Origin of the sequence: Psychrobacter sp. YGAH215, assembly GCF_007280595.1 — a bacterium.
GTDB lineage: Bacteria > Pseudomonadota > Gammaproteobacteria > Pseudomonadales > Moraxellaceae > Psychrobacter > Psychrobacter faecalis.
Window position 1 is genome coordinate 54268 of record NZ_VKLR01000018.1, and the last position, 16531, is coordinate 70798.

The 16531-nt window shown below is 43.8% G+C and carries 14 protein-coding genes; 11 read left to right on the forward strand and 3 right to left on the reverse strand.

What is annotated here, in order from left to right; translation table 11 throughout:
- Positions 1 to 353: 353 nt before the first annotated feature.
- The 5 genes from FOR85_RS08780 (at position 354) to pncB (ending at position 7880) form a co-directional block, all read left to right on the forward strand.
- The gene (locus FOR85_RS08780) at positions 354 to 1856 is read left to right on the forward strand and encodes a coniferyl aldehyde dehydrogenase (RefSeq protein WP_144297616.1); all 1503 of its coding nucleotides are present in this window, start codon (positions 354 to 356) and stop codon (positions 1854 to 1856) included.
- A gap of 349 nt (positions 1857 to 2205) precedes the next feature.
- Positions 2206 to 3168, forward strand: coding sequence for a glycine betaine ABC transporter substrate-binding protein (locus FOR85_RS08785; protein ID WP_373681950.1), 963 nt, complete (start codon positions 2206 to 2208; stop codon positions 3166 to 3168).
- Between the two features lie 21 nt (positions 3169 to 3189).
- Positions 3190 to 4101: an ATP-binding cassette domain-containing protein gene (locus FOR85_RS08790; protein ID WP_144297617.1), complete on the forward strand. Its 912-nt coding sequence runs from the start codon at positions 3190 to 3192 to the stop codon at positions 4099 to 4101.
- A gap of 400 nt (positions 4102 to 4501) precedes the next feature.
- Positions 4502 to 6340, forward strand: coding sequence for a bifunctional peptide-methionine (S)-S-oxide reductase MsrA/peptide-methionine (R)-S-oxide reductase MsrB (gene msrAB, locus FOR85_RS08795; RefSeq protein WP_144297618.1), 1839 nt, complete (start codon positions 4502 to 4504; stop codon positions 6338 to 6340).
- Positions 6341 to 6638: 298 nt separating this feature from the next.
- Complete coding sequence (gene pncB, locus FOR85_RS08800; protein WP_144297619.1) at positions 6639 to 7880, forward strand: nicotinate phosphoribosyltransferase; 1242 nt, start codon at positions 6639 to 6641, stop codon at positions 7878 to 7880.
- A 12-nt stretch (positions 7881 to 7892) separates the two neighbouring features.
- On the opposite strand, the gene xseB is transcribed toward pncB, so the two are convergent.
- The 3 genes from xseB to FOR85_RS08815 form a co-directional block, all read right to left on the reverse strand.
- The gene (gene xseB, locus FOR85_RS08805) at positions 7893 to 8138 is read right to left on the reverse strand and encodes an exodeoxyribonuclease VII small subunit (RefSeq protein ID WP_144297620.1); all 246 of its coding nucleotides are present in this window, start codon (positions 8136 to 8138) and stop codon (positions 7893 to 7895) included.
- A gap of 62 nt (positions 8139 to 8200) precedes the next feature.
- Positions 8201 to 9730 carry an exodeoxyribonuclease VII large subunit gene (gene xseA / locus FOR85_RS08810; protein ID WP_144297621.1) on the reverse strand — a complete coding sequence of 510 codons (1530 nt, stop codon included), beginning with the start codon at positions 9728 to 9730 and terminating at the stop codon, positions 8201 to 8203.
- Between the two features lie 212 nt (positions 9731 to 9942).
- On the reverse strand, positions 9943 to 10311 hold the full coding sequence (locus tag FOR85_RS08815; protein ID WP_144297622.1) for a hypothetical protein: 369 nt from the start codon (positions 10309 to 10311) through the stop codon (positions 9943 to 9945).
- A gap of 184 nt (positions 10312 to 10495) precedes the next feature.
- Here FOR85_RS08815 and FOR85_RS08820 point away from each other — a divergent pair, with 184 nt between their 5' ends.
- The 6 genes from FOR85_RS08820 (at position 10496) to gspL (ending at position 16529) form a co-directional block, all read left to right on the forward strand.
- Positions 10496 to 11161 carry an alpha/beta hydrolase gene (locus FOR85_RS08820; protein WP_144297623.1) on the forward strand — a complete coding sequence of 222 codons (666 nt, stop codon included), beginning with the start codon at positions 10496 to 10498 and terminating at the stop codon, positions 11159 to 11161.
- Between the two features lie 74 nt (positions 11162 to 11235).
- Entirely contained in the window at positions 11236 to 12342 is a 1107-nt protein-coding gene (gene zapE, locus FOR85_RS08825; RefSeq protein WP_144297624.1) for a cell division protein ZapE, read from the forward strand.
- A gap of 45 nt (positions 12343 to 12387) precedes the next feature.
- Positions 12388 to 13062, forward strand: coding sequence for a nitroreductase (locus tag FOR85_RS08830; protein ID WP_144297625.1), 675 nt, complete (start codon positions 12388 to 12390; stop codon positions 13060 to 13062).
- Between the two features lie 213 nt (positions 13063 to 13275).
- Positions 13276 to 14562: an NAD(P)H-dependent glycerol-3-phosphate dehydrogenase gene (locus tag FOR85_RS08835; RefSeq protein WP_144297626.1), complete on the forward strand. Its 1287-nt coding sequence runs from the start codon at positions 13276 to 13278 to the stop codon at positions 14560 to 14562.
- Positions 14563 to 14652: 90 nt separating this feature from the next.
- Positions 14653 to 15111 carry a histidine phosphatase family protein gene (locus FOR85_RS08840; RefSeq protein WP_144297627.1) on the forward strand — a complete coding sequence of 153 codons (459 nt, stop codon included), beginning with the start codon at positions 14653 to 14655 and terminating at the stop codon, positions 15109 to 15111.
- 125 nt (positions 15112 to 15236) lie between these two features.
- Positions 15237 to 16529, forward strand: a complete 1293-nt coding sequence (gspL, locus tag FOR85_RS08845; protein ID WP_144297628.1) for a type II secretion system protein GspL — start codon at positions 15237 to 15239, stop codon at positions 16527 to 16529.
- Positions 16530 to 16531 lie beyond the last annotated feature (2 nt).

A 16531-nucleotide genomic window follows, 5' to 3' on the forward strand; every position in this document is an offset into this window, starting at 1 on the left:
CTTCTTATTGATATTTAGTGTAGCAGTTTTAGCTTTTGTGCCCAAATCTAAATTTCGCTATTTAATCTATGAATTAATTGTCCGAGCTGCGTTAAAACTACGGTTAAATTGCGGCAATATAACCCTTGCCTGACACGTATTTCATACAAACCCAGTAGTCAATCAAAGGTGCTGTTCATTGATTGGACAATGCGCTACATTAAACGGCATTGAATAAAATACTGTTTAGCAGTATTGAATGGAATCTCAGGCGCTTTTCGTACTTTAGAGACTGCTTATTTTAACGACCATAGATTCAGAGTCCTAAATCGATAATAGCGTACTGACTCTAACGCTCATAACAAGGAAGACAAATGACTGATAGTAATCAAAATACACCCTCTCAAAATGAGCCTACGCCAACCAATCAAACTCAAAAACCAAATCATGCTCATAATGCAGATGAGTCTCTTAGTATCATTAAAACGGTCGCTGATATGCAAGCGCAATTTGCGCGCTTACAAAAGCTGAGCCGCACGCAGCCTATCAATGATTGGACCACGCGTGAAAATCAACTCGATAATTTAGAGGTGATGCTAAGCGACAACCAAGCGCTACTTGCCAAAGCGATTAGTGCCGATTTTGGCTATCGCAGTGAGTCCGAAACACAGTTTGCTGAGCTATTTCCAAGCTTTACCGGTATTAGCCATGCAAAAAAGAATGGTAAAAAATGGATGAAGCCGCAGCGGGTATCGATTTCAGCGCTTTATATGCCAGCTCATAATGAGATTCAGCCGCAGCCGCTTGGCGTGGTCGGTATTATGGTGCCTTGGAATTACCCGCTATTTTTAGCAGTCGGACCGATGATTGATGCGCTGGTAGCGGGCAATCGCATTATGATTAAGATGAGCGAGGCGGCACCGCAATTTGCTCAAACCTTTGCTGAAACTATTTCGCGTTATTTTTCACCGGATATGGTTTCTGTGGTGATTGGCGAAGTTGAGATTGCCGAAGCCTTTAGTAAACTGCCTTTTGACCATTTATTGTATACTGGCTCGACTGCGGTCGGCAAAAAAGTCATGGCGGCGGCGGCACCGAACTTAACGCCAGTCACCCTTGAGCTGGGTGGTAAGTCGCCGGTTGTCGTTTTAGAAGGTGCTAATTTAGAAAACGCTGTTAATCGCGTGATGATGGGTAAAACGCTTAATGCGGGTCAAACCTGTATTGCGCCTGATTATGTATTGGTTCAACGTCAATATCATGAGGAATTTACCCGTCTGGCAAAAGAGTGGATGGAAAAGCATTATCCCAATATTGCAGACAATCCTGATTACTCGCACATCATCAACGGCGAGCAGTTTAAACGCGTCAAAGGCTATCTCGATGATCTAGAAGAGGACCATATCCATCAGTTGACGGATGCAGATGCTGATCACGACAGCCGCCTGATGCCGCCAGTGATTGTCAAAGAGCCTGCGCCTGATAGTGAGCTGATGCAAAACGAGATTTTTGCGCCGATTTTGCCCTTGATGCACTATGACACTCTCGATGATGCTATTGATTTTATCAATGAGCGTCCACGCCCGTTGGCACTTTATGTCTTTGGTGACAACAGCAGCGAGATAGATCAGGTGCGTAACAATACGGTGTCAGGCGGTCTGTGTATCAATGAAGTCATTATGCATGTGGCGCAGCATGACTTGCCGTTCGGCGGGGTTGGGCACTCAGGTACGGGCGCTTATCACGGCAAAGCGGGTTTTGAGCGTCTTAGTCATATGAAGCCGGTATTCATACAATCGAAGCTCAATGGTCTTAATATTTTATTGCCGCCGTATGGTGGTGTATTTAAAAAAGCCATGGCACTGTTCTTAAAATAACAATACGCTCTAAATAAGTAGCGTTATAAAAAATAGCATCTACTCAGGTAGGTGCTATTTTTTATCTAAAAGTTAATCCATTACCTTCAGAACATTCAAAATAAGTAGTTGAAAACCGCTTTTTAGAATGAATGAGCATTTGTCATCTTATCTATAAATCGCTACATTTTGTAGACCACCTAAACAAAATGGTGCTATTTTTTAGACGCACTCTAAGTAAATAAATTAATAATAAACAACAGACTTTAGGTGTAAAAATAAGCTTTACTAAACTTAGAGATAATTTCAAGAATAATAACGATAAATAGGATCTGCCGTGCGCCAATGGATTGCTTTTAGCTTATTGTTAATAAGCTCACTCATATTGTCGTTGCCCGTATCTGCTGCTGTATCAAGTTGTGATGCGCCGATTAAATTTGGCGCGCTTACGTGGGAGAGTGGGCAATTTACCACTGGGGTGTTGAAATATATCACTGAAAACAGCTATGGCTGCCAAGTGACTGAGGTACCGGGTGCTGGTCCGGCGCTTGAAAATGCCCTGCTGCAAGATGATATCCAAGTAATCGGCGAACAGTGGATAGGGCGCTCGCCGATTTTAGAGCAAGCGATCGAGGACAAAAAGGTGTCCATTATTGGCGATACGCTTGAGGGCGGTGCGACTCAAGGTTGGTATGTGCCCAAATATGTCCTAGAGGAAAATCCGGGTCTGCGTCGTTATCAAGATTTGCCCAAATACGCTGAGCTATTTAAAGATCCTGAAGACCCGAGTAAGTCGCGCTTTATGAACTGTCCGTCAGGATGGGCATGTGAGATTTTTAATACCCGTTTATTAAAAAATACCGGTTTAGATAAGACTTTTAACAGTGTCCACCCCGGTACAGGCGCTGCGCTATTTGCCACCATTATTTATGCCTTGCCGCCGCTGATTCGTCTGACCACACTTGGAATTACCCAAGTTAATCATGAAATGGTCGAAGCAGGGCGCTCATTTGGTAGCACGCATCTGCAACTGCTGATTTGGATTAAATTGCCGCAGGCGCTGCCGAGCATCATGGCAGGTATCAATCAAGCGGTAATGATGTCGCTGTCTATGGTGGTGCTGGCTTCTATGATTGGCGCGCCGGGTCTTGGTGAAGATGTGTTGCAATCGATTCAAACGCTCAATATCGGTCAAGGCTTACAAGCGGGTACTGCTATTGTCATCGTTGCCATTATTATTGATCGTATAACGCAGGCTTTTGGGCAAGGAAAACGCGCGCGGCAAAAACCATTGATGCGGGCAGACGCCCGATTGGTTAATGATGAATCATAAAAATAAAAAATGAGAGCCACAATGAACCATATTCAATTAGAAAATATCAGCAAGGTTTATAATGCCAATAGCTCGCAAGCGCAGTCGGTCTTGGCATTATTGGCAGAAGGTATGGACAGCATTGCCGTCAAAAAGCAGACTGGCTATTCGGTCGGTCTTTATGATATCAATTTAAGCGTTAAAGCGGGCGAGCTGCATTGTATTATGGGTTTGTCAGGCTCTGGTAAATCAACCTTGATACGCCATATCAATCGTTTGATTGACCCAACCAGCGGCAAAATTTGGGTTGATACCGCTATTAACGCGAAAGAATCCACAGCGGGAACCGTCTCTAATTCAGCGGTCGCAAGCGAAGAGCAATTAACGGATAGAAACGAAAAGTCTTCTGCTATTAATATCCTAGCGCTCAATGATAAAGAGCTACAGCACTATCGTCAGCAAACGGTCAGTATGGTGTTTCAGCATTTTGGTTTGGTGCCTCATATGACGGTGCTACAAAACGTCGCTTACGGTTTACGTGTGCGTAAAATGAGTACCAAGGAGCGCCATGAAGTGGCAAGTTATTGGCTCAATGAGGTCGGGCTACCCAATCTAGAACGCAGCTATCCTGATGAATTATCTGGCGGTATGCAGCAGAGGGTAGGGCTGGCACGGGCGTTGGCAACCGACAATCCAATCTTACTGATGGATGAGGCATTCTCCGCACTTGATCCCCTTATTCGCGCGCAGCTACAAGACCAGTTGCTTGATTTACAAGAACGGCTTAATAAAACCATCGTCTTTATTACCCATGATATCGATGAAGCAGTCAAAGTTGGTCAACGTATCAGTATTTTAAATGGTGGGCGGCTGGTACAAACTGGTAGCGCAACTGAGTTACGCAATAATCCCGCTGATGACTATGTGGCGCAATTTATGGGTGCTAAAAGTTAACTACCTTATATTCTTAACCTAACTGATATTAACTATTAAATGTCTTATTAAGTAATTGATTAGTTTCGTAATATTGATTTTTTATTATTTTATCCTCATATAAATATAATCGCCCATTAATAATTGCTCACATCATTTCTTTGTGCTCACTTGTGTATATCACTACTCTTACGGCGTTGTTAAAGAAGTGTAGCAACCGCTTATTTACTATTAAAGTAGACTCCACTAGCTATGTATACTATTAAGATAGTCTAATGTCTTTGTCATTCTTTTTATTTTCATATATCTCGCAATCTATTTGCTTTCACTAACATTCATTCTGCTTTATTGCTGTTGAATACGCTTAATAACTATTAATCATTAAGCGGGTGCTCGCAAGATTTTGTGAAAAGGATTCTTCATGCTACCTGATAAACAAGATAATAAGTCTCATAATACCAATCGCTTTGATAAGGGCAGCAACACTCATGATTTAGTGACACAGTCACCGCGAGCAGCTGCACGTTGGTTAAAAAACGTCAGTGCTTTTGGGGTAACGACGGTATTAAGTGCAGGGATTTTGGTTGCTTGCGGACAAATGAGTAGCGCAGAAAACAATGCTAAGAGCAATGCTAAGGCCAGTAGCCAAAACAGCGGCGTGAAAAGCTCACGGGATATGCTGCCATCTGACATGCTCGGGCAAATGCAAGCGTTACCGCAATTGACCAAGGGTTTGGGCAACACAGGTGCGGCAGTTATTGACCCCAATAAACCTACTTTGATTAAGTTTTGGGCAAGCTGGTGCCCGTTATGTCTAGGCACGCTTGCAGAAACTGAAGAGTGGCGTACCGATCCTAAGTTTGCCGGTTTAAACCTTATTACCGTTGCCAGTCCCGGTCATCTTAATGAAAAAGCAGAGAGCGATTTCAGGACTTGGTATGCAGGTGTGCAAGCTGATTATCCTAAACTACCCGTATTATCGGACGCTTCAGGCGAGATGATTAATAAGCTTGGCGTGCAAGTGTATCCAAGCTGGGCGATACTCGATAAAAAAGGCAATTTAGTGCACTTAGTAAAAGGAAATATATCAGCAGAGCAAGCCTATGCCCTTGCTGAAAATGCTAATAATGACTTTGCCGAGCTAAAAGCGGGTAATGCCAAACCGGCAAACGCCCAAGCATTGAATAACAACAGTAAAATTGAAACCATCAAGCAAAAAGATGGCGTTTATTATAACGATAAAGGCAAAGCGATTAATACGCGCTCAATCTACTTGGCAGGTGGCTGCTTCTGGGGCGTTGAAGCTTATATGGAGCGTGTCGAAGGGGTCGTCGATGCGGTCTCAGGCTATGCCAATGGTGATACCGCCAATCCAAGCTATGAGCAAGTGATTCGTGGTTCAGGTCATGTTGAAACGGTTAAGGTTACTTACGATGCTGATAAAACCGATCTCGATACTATTTTGAAATACTACTTGCGCGTGATAGATCCAACCAGCCTCAATAAGCAAGGCAATGATCGCGGCGTCCAGTATCGTTCGGGCGTTTATTACACTGATAAAGCAGACAAAGCGGTGATTGATGCGGCGCTCAAACGTATCCAAAGCCAGTATAAACAAAAAGTCGTGGTAGAAAATAAGCCTTTAGATAACTTTTATCTGGCTGAGATGTATCATCAAGATTATTTGGCAAAAAATCCAAATGGCTATTGTCATGTCGATTTAAGCCTTGCCGATGATAAACCAGAAGGCACTGCGCGAACCAAGCTTGCACCGGTCAGTACGGTTGCTGAAACTTTAGATCCCAAACGCTATACAAACTTTGATAAAGGTGCGCTAAAAAACACCCTAACCAAAGCCCAGTACAATATCACTCAAGAGGCAGCGACAGAACGTGCGTTTAGTCATGAGTATGATAATTTATTTGCGCCAGGGATTTACGTCGATGTGGTGAGCGGTGAGCCGTTATTTTTATCCACCGATAAATACCAATCTGGCTGCGGTTGGCCAAGTTTCACCAAGCCGATCGATAAACAGGTGATTACTCAGCATGAGGATACTGCCTTTAACATGGTGCGTACTGAGATTCGCTCACGGGTAGCAGACTCGCATTTGGGGCATGTATTCCCTGATGGCCCAAAAGACCGCGGCGGACTGCGCTATTGTATTAATGGCGGTGCACTACAGTTTATCCCAGTTGATGTGATGCCACAGTCTGGCTATGGGCCGTTGGTAAAATTGTTAAAGCCTGCAAAACCTTAATGATTAACATTGATGATTAAACTCATAAAGAAACGTTAAGCTGATGCTTGGCGTCTTTTTTATGGCTGTTATTCCAAACCTATAAGTCAGAGTAAAAGGATGAATACGTTTATTATCGTTGTATTTTTGCTGTTATAAGCGTTGAGTTATGAAAAACGGGGCAAACTTCGTTATACTCAAAATCTGAACCTTTTCTATTATTAACATTTTGATAACTTTGGCATCTTGATAACTATTGCTACCTATTTCGTCGCTATATTTTTTAGCGGCTTTTCATTTTTGCATTTAAGGCTGTAACATGACCGTTACTCAAACTTCTAAACCTTTTGAACCTATTATTACCTCGTTATTGGATAACGACTTATATAAATTTACCATGCTACAAGCCATGCTGCATCAGTTTCCGCAGACACATGGCGTGTACCGTTTTCGCTGCCGCAATAACGAAGATACGCTGTATCCTTTGGCGGATATCAAAGACGATTTAGAGCAACAGCTAGACAGCTTGTGTGAATTGCGATTCTTAGAAGATGAGCTGGAGTATTTGCGTGGATTGCGCTTTATGCGTTCAGACTTCGTTGATTATCTAGAATTATTTAAGCTAAAACGCCGTTTTATCACCGTTAGCACCGACGAAAAAGGCCGCTTGTTTATTGACATCGAAGGGCCGATGATTCAAGCGATGTTCTTTGAGGTATTTGTCTTAGCCATTGTTAATGAGCTATATTTTAGTGCTTTATCTAATGCCAGCGTCATTGAGGAAGGGCAGCGCAGGTTGGATGGAAAAGTTGAGTTATTGCATCAGTATGCGGTAAAGCAGGAAAAATATGATAATAATACACCGCCATTTATCGTCGCTGATTTTGGTACTCGTAGGCGTTTTAGCAAAGTCTGGCAAGCGCATGTGGTTGAGACTTTACATAACGCTGAACCGAAAATCGTTAGCGGTACATCAAACGTTTATTTAGCAAAAAAACTCGGCATGACGCCGATAGGAACGATGGCACATGAGTTTATGCAGGCATTTCAGGCATTGGATGTGCGTTTGCGTGATTCACAAAAAGCGGCACTTGAAGCGTGGGTACATGAATATCGTGGTGATTTGGGTATTGCGCTGACCGACGTCGTTGGGATGGATGCATTTTTACGCGACTTTGATTTGTATTTTGCCAAGCTGTTCGATGGTCTGCGTCATGACAGCGGCGACCCGTATGTTTGGGGTGATAAGGCCATTGCGCATTATAAGAAATTAAAAATAGACCCAAGAACCAAGATTTTGACCTTTAGTGATGGATTGGATTTAAATAAGGCGTGGAATTTACATCAATATTTTAAAGGTCAAATAAGAACCAGCTTTGGCATTGGCACCAATTTGACCAACGATATGGGTATCACCCCGATTAATATCGTCCTAAAATTGGTTGAGTGCAATGGGCAGCCGGTTGCCAAATTGTCAGACAGCCCAGGCAAGACCATGATCAATAATGATACCTATCTTGCCTATTTGCGCCAAGTCTTTGAAGTCGATGAGCCAGAGTAAAATTGGTTTAACTTAAATGTCGCTTTTCTCGATGCTATCTTCTTCGGCGAAAGCGGCATCTAATGCTTGCTGCACGGCATTAATACGAGTTTCGCAAACACGATAAGCGGCAATCGACTCTTCCACTGTCGTCATCAGATTATCGATATCAGGCTCGTCTTGTTGCTGTAGTTCAGCGGCATTGGTTTTTAAAATATCATAAGCTGCCTTAAAGGTCTTTGGGGCGGCTTTTTTACGTTTGCGAGTAGGGGTTGTCATAAGGTTTCCTAACTTTAAAATAAAGTCTTTGATTAAGTTGAATGGGCGGTAGGTTGTATTTCTTACTTATCAATATTTACATCAATAATCTGTGCTTTTGCTTTACCATCTTTTAAGACGATATGTAGCGTTTGCTCAGCATAAAGTTGCGTACTGCTGGTTAGTATTTTTTTATCTTTTGCATCAGTCAGCATGGTATAGCCTTGCTTAAGCACACGAGAAGGACGATGCAAGAGCACAATATCGCGCAGATATTCGCTATCACGTCGTGCTTGTAGCAACTGCTGCTGGGCATTATGTATAATCGTCTTTTTTTGGTTTTGGCTATAACTTGATGCAATGGTTAATTGCTGATAAGCAGAATTTTGAGTTTGGACTCGCAGCTCACTGGTTCGTCTGGCTGCTTGTTTGACTTGGCGCTGGGCACTTTGCTGAATACTCTGCCAAGCATAATCACTGTCTTTTTGCAGGGCGGTCAGTTGACCAATCGTTTGCGACTGAATGTGACTCAACTGGCGTGACGTTTGTTGCTCAGCGATATTCAGTTGACGCTGCGCTGCTTGTTTGATTTGCGCTTGGTATTGCAGGGTTTGCGTGACGAGCTGGGCCAAATGCGTCATGATAGCAGCAATCACTTTTGATGGTGTATCAAAGCTGCTATGCGCCACTTCATCTAAAATCACTTTATCACGCTCATGACCGATACCAACCCAGACAGGGATAGGTTGCTCGGCAACAAGAGCGGCAAGCTCGTAATCATTGAGATATGCTAAATCACCAACGGCGCCACCGCCACGGATAATGACTAACAAATCTGGCAGGCGCTGATAGGTGTCATAAAATTGCTGCTGGGCGCTGACGATAGCTTGACGGATTTCGCTTGGTGCGTGATTGCCCTGAAAGGTGGCGTGATGATAATGAAAATGACAGGCACCTGTACGAGCTAAGCGGTCCGCATCGGCTTGAAAATCGCCCAATCCCGCCGCTTTTTCAGGGGCAATGACTAAGACATGCTCGATATCAAATGGGGGGGGTAGCTGCTGATTTAGGTTTAATAAGCCTTCGCCCGTCAAGCGGTCGACCATCTCCGCATATTGCCGTGCCAAGTCGCCTAAAGTGTAGCTTGGGTCAATATCTTCAATCGTCAGTGAGAAACCGTATTGTGCATGAAAGCCTGCCGATACTTTGAGTAAGACGGTCAAATCACGGTCAAGCGGCATGCCAGTTGCGCGCTCAAACTTTGCTAAGACGCGCGCCGCTTTAAAGCGCCAAAGATTACCACGGCAGCTGGCAATAACTTTGCCGTCGTCATCTTTTTCTGCTAGCTCAAAGTAATAATGCCCACTTTTACTTGATAGGTTGCGAATCTCAGCTTTTACCCATACGCGGTGATTAAAGGTCTGTTTGATGACCATATCGACCGCCGATAAGTAATCACTTAGGCGCAAAACCGTATCTTCTAAACTGACTTCCAGACTGTTTTCTTGCTCCGCCAGTTCCGCCTCCAAGGTCGCTAAATCTTTGGCAGGTACCAATACTTTGTCTTTTTTGGAGCTGACTTGTTTCATATTTGCTAGATTGGGTTTGCGCATAAGAGGAGACCAAAGGTAAGCGAGGCTGAAAGACTGACGGCGTTAGATTAACTCATCAAAGTAAAGGTTGCAGGTATAAAAGACCAGACAGGATAGTTTACCCCAAAAGTGCCGCGACAAAAAGTAAAGCCAATAAGCCGCGATAAATATAGATGAATATAATAGCTATCTCGCAAACTTATTGGCTAAGAGCTTTGTTAAATTATCATTTTTTATTGGCAACGAAAATTAATCATATACTCATAATCATCTTTACGTGATAAATCTGGCGTGCCCGTCCCAAAGATTGAACCGATGACCGCGCCTGCTTGTCCGACCATACGACCCGTTTGCTCATTTAAAATACCGTTATATTTTACTTTGTCATCAACGATAATCACTTGTTTTCTTCCACAGGTTTTTTGCGCACTGTCTATTGCATTTTGCTGAGCTTTGACTTTGCTCTCAGCGATGCCCGTGGTTTCATAAATCGAGTTAGCGCGCTGAATCACCGGTGAAGAAGGCGTGCTTTGACAGGCACTCAAAGCCAGAGCCGAAGCCAGTGTTGCTGTTAAAGTAGCGGTTTTATTAAAAATATTCATAATAGTTTCCTTTTTCCTATAAGTTCAATATATTACTCGACAACTTGTATGAATCTAACGTATTGCGACAAGGAGTGTCTAGGCGGTTATTGTGTGCAACGTTGCAGGTACACAGCAAATTACTTGAAATATAAACCATATCTAGGATAATTGGGGTATTCACTTTTAACCAATAAGTAAATTTATGCAACTGATTCCTGCTCCTGCTGGCGTGCTCGAAGTCGACGCGCTATGGCAACAAGACAATCCTAAAGATGCGAATACCGATACAGTGGCGCTGCTTTGTCATCCCAATCCGTTATTTGAAGGCACAATGAACAATAAAGTGGTCACGACCATGTATCGTTTTGCGCGTGATAGCGGCATGCATGTGGTACGTTTTAACTTTCGCGGCGTCGGCCAGTCAACCGGCGAGCACGACTACGCAGATGGAGAGGTAGTCGATGCGATGACCGTGCTACAATGGATTGCAGAGCAAACCAACGCTCGTAAGCTATGGCTAGGTGGCTTCTCCTTTGGTGGTTATGTGATAGCGCGCGTCGCTGAGCAAATCATGGTATCGCCACACATTTGGGGATTGAGTGATTTTGAAATAGCAAACGTTGCTCTTATCGCACCCTCCGTTGAAAAAAACGCCACCGATGATTTGAGCTTACCGATTGAGAAAACCTTTGAGATATATGGCAATGAAGACAATGTGGTTGCGCCTGCTAGCATGCAGGAGTTTGCTGAGCGTCTCGGACTGCCGGTTAGTATCGTTGATGGCGCTGGGCACTTTTTCCACGGACGTTTATCTGAGCTAAAAGGTTTGTTGGAAGGGCATAGTTTTGGGTCTAAAGATTCGCACTAAAAGCATTGTCAGCCCGTTTAGCTAACAATGCTTTTAGTTTTTTATATTTATTTTGTCTAATGATGAGTCGTATTATGAGTTTATCTCCCTTGCAACGTTATGAGCAGGCCATTAGCACTGATGAGTTTACTCGAGATGAGCAGCAATATCAGGCAATGAGCTATTTAGATGGGTTGTATCATCAGCTCAATGATAGCGTGGCACAAAAAAAAGGCTTTTTTAGCTTTTTAAAATCAAAACCCGCTGCGCCCAAAGGCTTATATATGTGGGGCGGGGTAGGACGCGGTAAAACATGGATGATGGATATGTTTTACGACTCTTTGACCATTGAGCGTAAGATGCGCCAGCATTTTCACCACTTTATGCAGCGCGTCCATCAAGAATTAAATAATCTACAAGGTCAAAGCGATCCGCTAGAAAAAGTCGCGGATATCATTTATGCAGAAGCAGTGATTATTTGTTTTGATGAGTTTTTTGTCTCCAACGTCTCAGATGCGATGATTTTGGGTGATTTGTTTACCATGCTATTTAATCGCGGCGTGACTTTGGTCGCCACATCAAACATTGAACCAGCAGGGCTTTATAAAGATGGTCTACACCGTGATCGCTTTATGCCAGCTATCGCCGAAGTTGAGCGTCACACCACAGTGATGAATATTGATTCTGGTATTGATTATCGCCTACGTGTCTTACAGCAAGCGGAGTTATATGAGTCGCCGTTGACTAAGGCCAATCATCACTGGCTTGCCAACCGTTTCGCTAGCTTGTCTAATAATCAAAAAATCAGCAACGCGCCTATTACCATCAATGGTCGCGAAATCAAAATCAATGCCCGTACCGAAGATATTTTATTTTGTGACTTCCGTCATTTATGTATGGAGCCGCGCTCAGCGTCTGATTTTATCCAAATTGCCAAAGAATTTAGCACGGTGTTAATCAATTCTGTGCCCGCTTTAGATGATGATTTGCGTGATCCGACCCGCCGTTTTATTTATCTGGTTGATGAGTTTTATGATCGCCGCGTCAAACTATTGGTAAGAGCAGAGCAGCCAATTCTCGAGCTTTATCAAGGACAAAAATTGGCCTTTGAGATTGAGCGTACACGTTCACGCCTGCTTGAAATGCAGTCAGAGGACTATTTGCGCATGGATCATCGCATCGAAGGCTCAGAAGCGGCGTAAGGCATATCGCTAATGCAGTTGCATAATAATAAATAAGGATAAAATATGAATAGTTCTGAAAATAATATGGATAACGGTAACGAACTGAACAGTAATAGCGAAGAAAATCAAGCCGAAAGCCCGAGAGGGGTAAACGCGCAAGTAACCAATGAACAGCTGATTAACTGGATTAAATCAAGACGTAGCATCGGCAATCTGAGCATTCCGGCACCGACAGAGTCTCAGATTAAAGCAGCTATTGACTGTGCGATTACCGCTCCTGATCATAAAAAACTGCGGCCATGGCGCTTTATCGTCACTCAAGGTAATGCGCGTCATGACTTGGGCCGGGCCTTTTTAGCGGCTGCTGAAGCACAAGCGGCGCAAGCGGGCGAAGAGCTGTCTGAGAAATCACGCAAGAAAACCTACAATATGCCACTGCGTGCGCCGGTTATTATTACGGTCGTTACCCATATGCAAGTGCATAAAAAAGTGCCACCTTTTGAGCAAATGCTCAGTGCTGGCGCGGCAGTACAAAATCTTATTTTAGCGTTACAAGCTCAAGGTTTTAGTACGGTTTGGCGTACGGGCTTATTGGCCAATGAGCCTGCCGTTAAAGCTTATTTTGGCGTTGGCGCAAATGATTATGTTACGGCTTTTGTTTATACTGGCAGCAGTCCATGCGATATGCCCACGCGCAAGCCGATTGATATTGAGGCATTACTGCGTTTTGAGTCATAGCGTCCAGACAGGTCTATGATTACGGCGATGTTTCAAAATAGTAAGCGTTGCTATAACGTGATACAGCAAAGCAAAACAATGACCAAACTGGTCACGTTATTTCAATAAAATAACGGTTCTATATCAATAATTGTTGAAACATACCCTCAATCTCACTGTATACTCGGCACAAATTCTATTCATAATTCAGTCAGTCAATACGGATAAAATAATATGACCAGCGCTAATGATAAAAAGACAGATGCAAATATAAAGGACAGTCAAACAGACAATCAAGGTGCTGAAAAACAAAACAGTTTGCTATCCAGTATCATTGAGCGTGCCACCAAATCTGGGCTAGGGCGTAAGAAGTTAAATCCTAGCGCGGTTGAGTCTGCGGTGGCAAAAAACATGGCAGAAATCCATAACAATCCAACCAAGCTGCGTTTGGCATTTTTAGGTGGCGGTAGCTTTGGTACGGCAATGGCAAACTTGGCTGCCCGCAATGGCTGTGATACCACGCTGTGGGTACGCAATAAACGTACTGTTAAGGCTATGGCAAAGACGCAGACCAATAAAAAATATCTGCCCGGTTATAAGCTTGATAATCGCCTCAAATACAGCCACGATTTGCAAGCGGCGGTCAAAGATACCGATATTGTGTTCATTGCTGTCCCAGGTCTCGCGTTTCGCGAAACTCTAAAAAGTATCGCGCCCTTTATTAGCGGGCAATCTATTGTCTCTTTGACCAAGGGTATGGAAAAAGATACCTTTGCTTTGATGAGTGATATTATTAAAGATGAGCTGCCGGAAGTGAACTTTGGCGTGATGTCAGGGCCAAATCTCGCCATTGAAATCATGAAAAATATGCCGTCTGCTACGGTCATTGCCAGTGACTCTGAGCCACTACGCCATGCGGTACAAGCAGCATTACATAGTGCTTTCTTTAGAGTGTTTGCCAGTGACGATGTTCGCGGTGTTGAGCTTGGTGGCGCGCTAAAAAATATTTATGCCATTGCCATGGGAATGGCGGCAGCTTATGAAGTCGGTGAAAATACCAAAGCCATGATATTAACGCGCGGTTTAGCGGAAATGAGCCGTTTTGGTGTCCATGCCGGTGCCAATCCGCTGACCTTTTTAGGTCTGTCGGGTGTCGGTGATTTATATGCCACTTGTAGCTCAGAGCTGAGCCGCAATTACCGTATTGGTAATATGCTCGGTCGCGGTATGACCATTGATGCGGCGGTCAAAAAATTGGGTCAAACCGCTGAAGGCGTCAACACCATTCAGCAGGTACATGAAAAAGCCACCAAAGAAGGCATTTATATGCCGATTACCCATGCGCTTCATGCAGTCATTTATGAAGACAAAGCCGCGCTTGGTGTCGCCTTACATCTTATGGAAGCGGGCTTCCGTAGTGATGTTGAGTTTGTCATGGAGCATGACCATAGTAATGCGGCACTAACGGCGCAAATGCAAACAGCAAGCAAGACTAAGCATAAAAAAGACGAAAATAAGTAAAGCGTTTAGCAGAATGTAGCTATTTCATTGTTAACATTACTTTATCATCAAAATAGTCAGGTAAACGTAACACACAAGGTGGTTAAGATTATGAAAATTATCTTAGTACGTCATGGTCAAGCAGAAGATGGGACGCACCCAGACAGTGCACGGCAGTTGACAGATTTTGGTCAGAAACAAGCGGCGGAAACGGCAGAATATATTACCACTCATTATCAACCTGATTGTTTTGTTGTGAGCCCTTATAAGCGGGCGCAGCAGACGCTGGCAGCATTACAGTTACGCGCTCCTAACGTGCCCTCACAAATACAAGATAATATCACGCCGTCCGACGATGCCCATCAGGCGCTCATCGACATTGGTAATGTTGAAACGGAGTGTCTGGTGGTTGTCTGTCATATGTCTATTGTTGCTCATATCGCTGGCCTGCTGACGGGTGATTACCCTGAATCGTTTGCTTTAGCAGAAGCGCGCGTGTTTGAGATGGATTTTGTGCTGGCGGGTATGGCAACCGAGATAGACCGCTTTGTTCCAGAACAACCTTATTAGTATCAATCATACACACGCTCATAAGACATTTAAATGCTTGCTAGACCATAGCTTTAATAAATGACAGCTTCAATAAGCAAAGCAATGACTCTAAACAACAGCTTTGATAATTAAGGACACATTTGGTGTTACATGTTTGGTTAAGAGCGCAGCACAGTCCTCTAGCGGTCTGGCACGAAGACATAAAGCAATGGCAATTGGTCGACGGCTGGCAACAGCTACATGATATCTATGGTAGCTATAAAACCAATAGCCAAAAATCGGTTTGTCTGTATTTCCCATCAAGCCATGTCTTACAAGTAGAGTCTGAGCTAAATACGGCTCAGCTTAAACAATTAGGTATGAGCGGTAAGCAGTATTTATTTGAAGAAACTTCTCTGACGCCGGTTGAACAATTAGCCATTCGCCAAGTGACTGAAAATACCAGCCATCATCTCTATGCTTTGGCTCAAAGCGATATCGAAGCATGGCAGCAAAGCGCCAAGCTTGCTGGCATGAACATCGTAGCATTATTGCCTGATTTTTTATTACTGCCAACGCCAGAAGAGGGTGCAGGTCAGCAGATTGTATTGTACCAAGATCAGCAAACCATGCTGCTACGCCAATCCTTACATCAAGGCATGGCGGTCAGTTATCTGCCTTTAATTTTTGAGCGTTTTCCGCATTTAAGCGAAGTGTTGCTATTGCCAGCTATTGATGATGCTTTTGTAGATTCTAGCCACGTGGCTGATAGGGTTAATGAGCCTGCGTTCGATGATATGGATTTAACCAAGCATGAAACTACCGTCAAAGCATCTTCTCAAACGATGGCAATGATTGCCGAGCATCAATTATTATTAACCACGCTACCAGTTGCGCCTAAACCGCTTGAAATTCCTGAACGTCATGCGCTGAACTTTTTTATTAAATCGACCGATTCGCAATTATCACCATATCTGCGGGTGGCGATGATGGTAGCGCTGTCAGCACTGATATTGCAGATGGCAACCGATGGGGTGCAGTGGTATCAATATAAGACGGCGGCAGCGGCGACCAAAACCGAGATTGCGAGTCAGTATCAGTCTTGGTTTCCAAATGAGCCACTTAGTACGCGCACAAAGCTACAAGTGCAATTGCAACCAAAACTGCGTAGTGATAGCCAAGCGCCTGATTCTCACATAGCGGTATTGGCACGTATATCACCGCTGATTAAACAGTCGTCATTACGAGCGCAGGCGTTAATCATGCAGCCAACTGCGCTCAGCTTTACGCTGATTGCACCAGACCGCGGCAGTCTTGATCAATTTACCAATACGCTTGTCGCCCAAGGCTTAAATGCTAAGCTGGAACAAGTCAATGGCAATGAGCAAGGGCAGTTTAGCGGTCAAGTGACCGTTGATGTGGTAGCAAACAATAGCAGCGTCAGCAATAAAGGGTAACC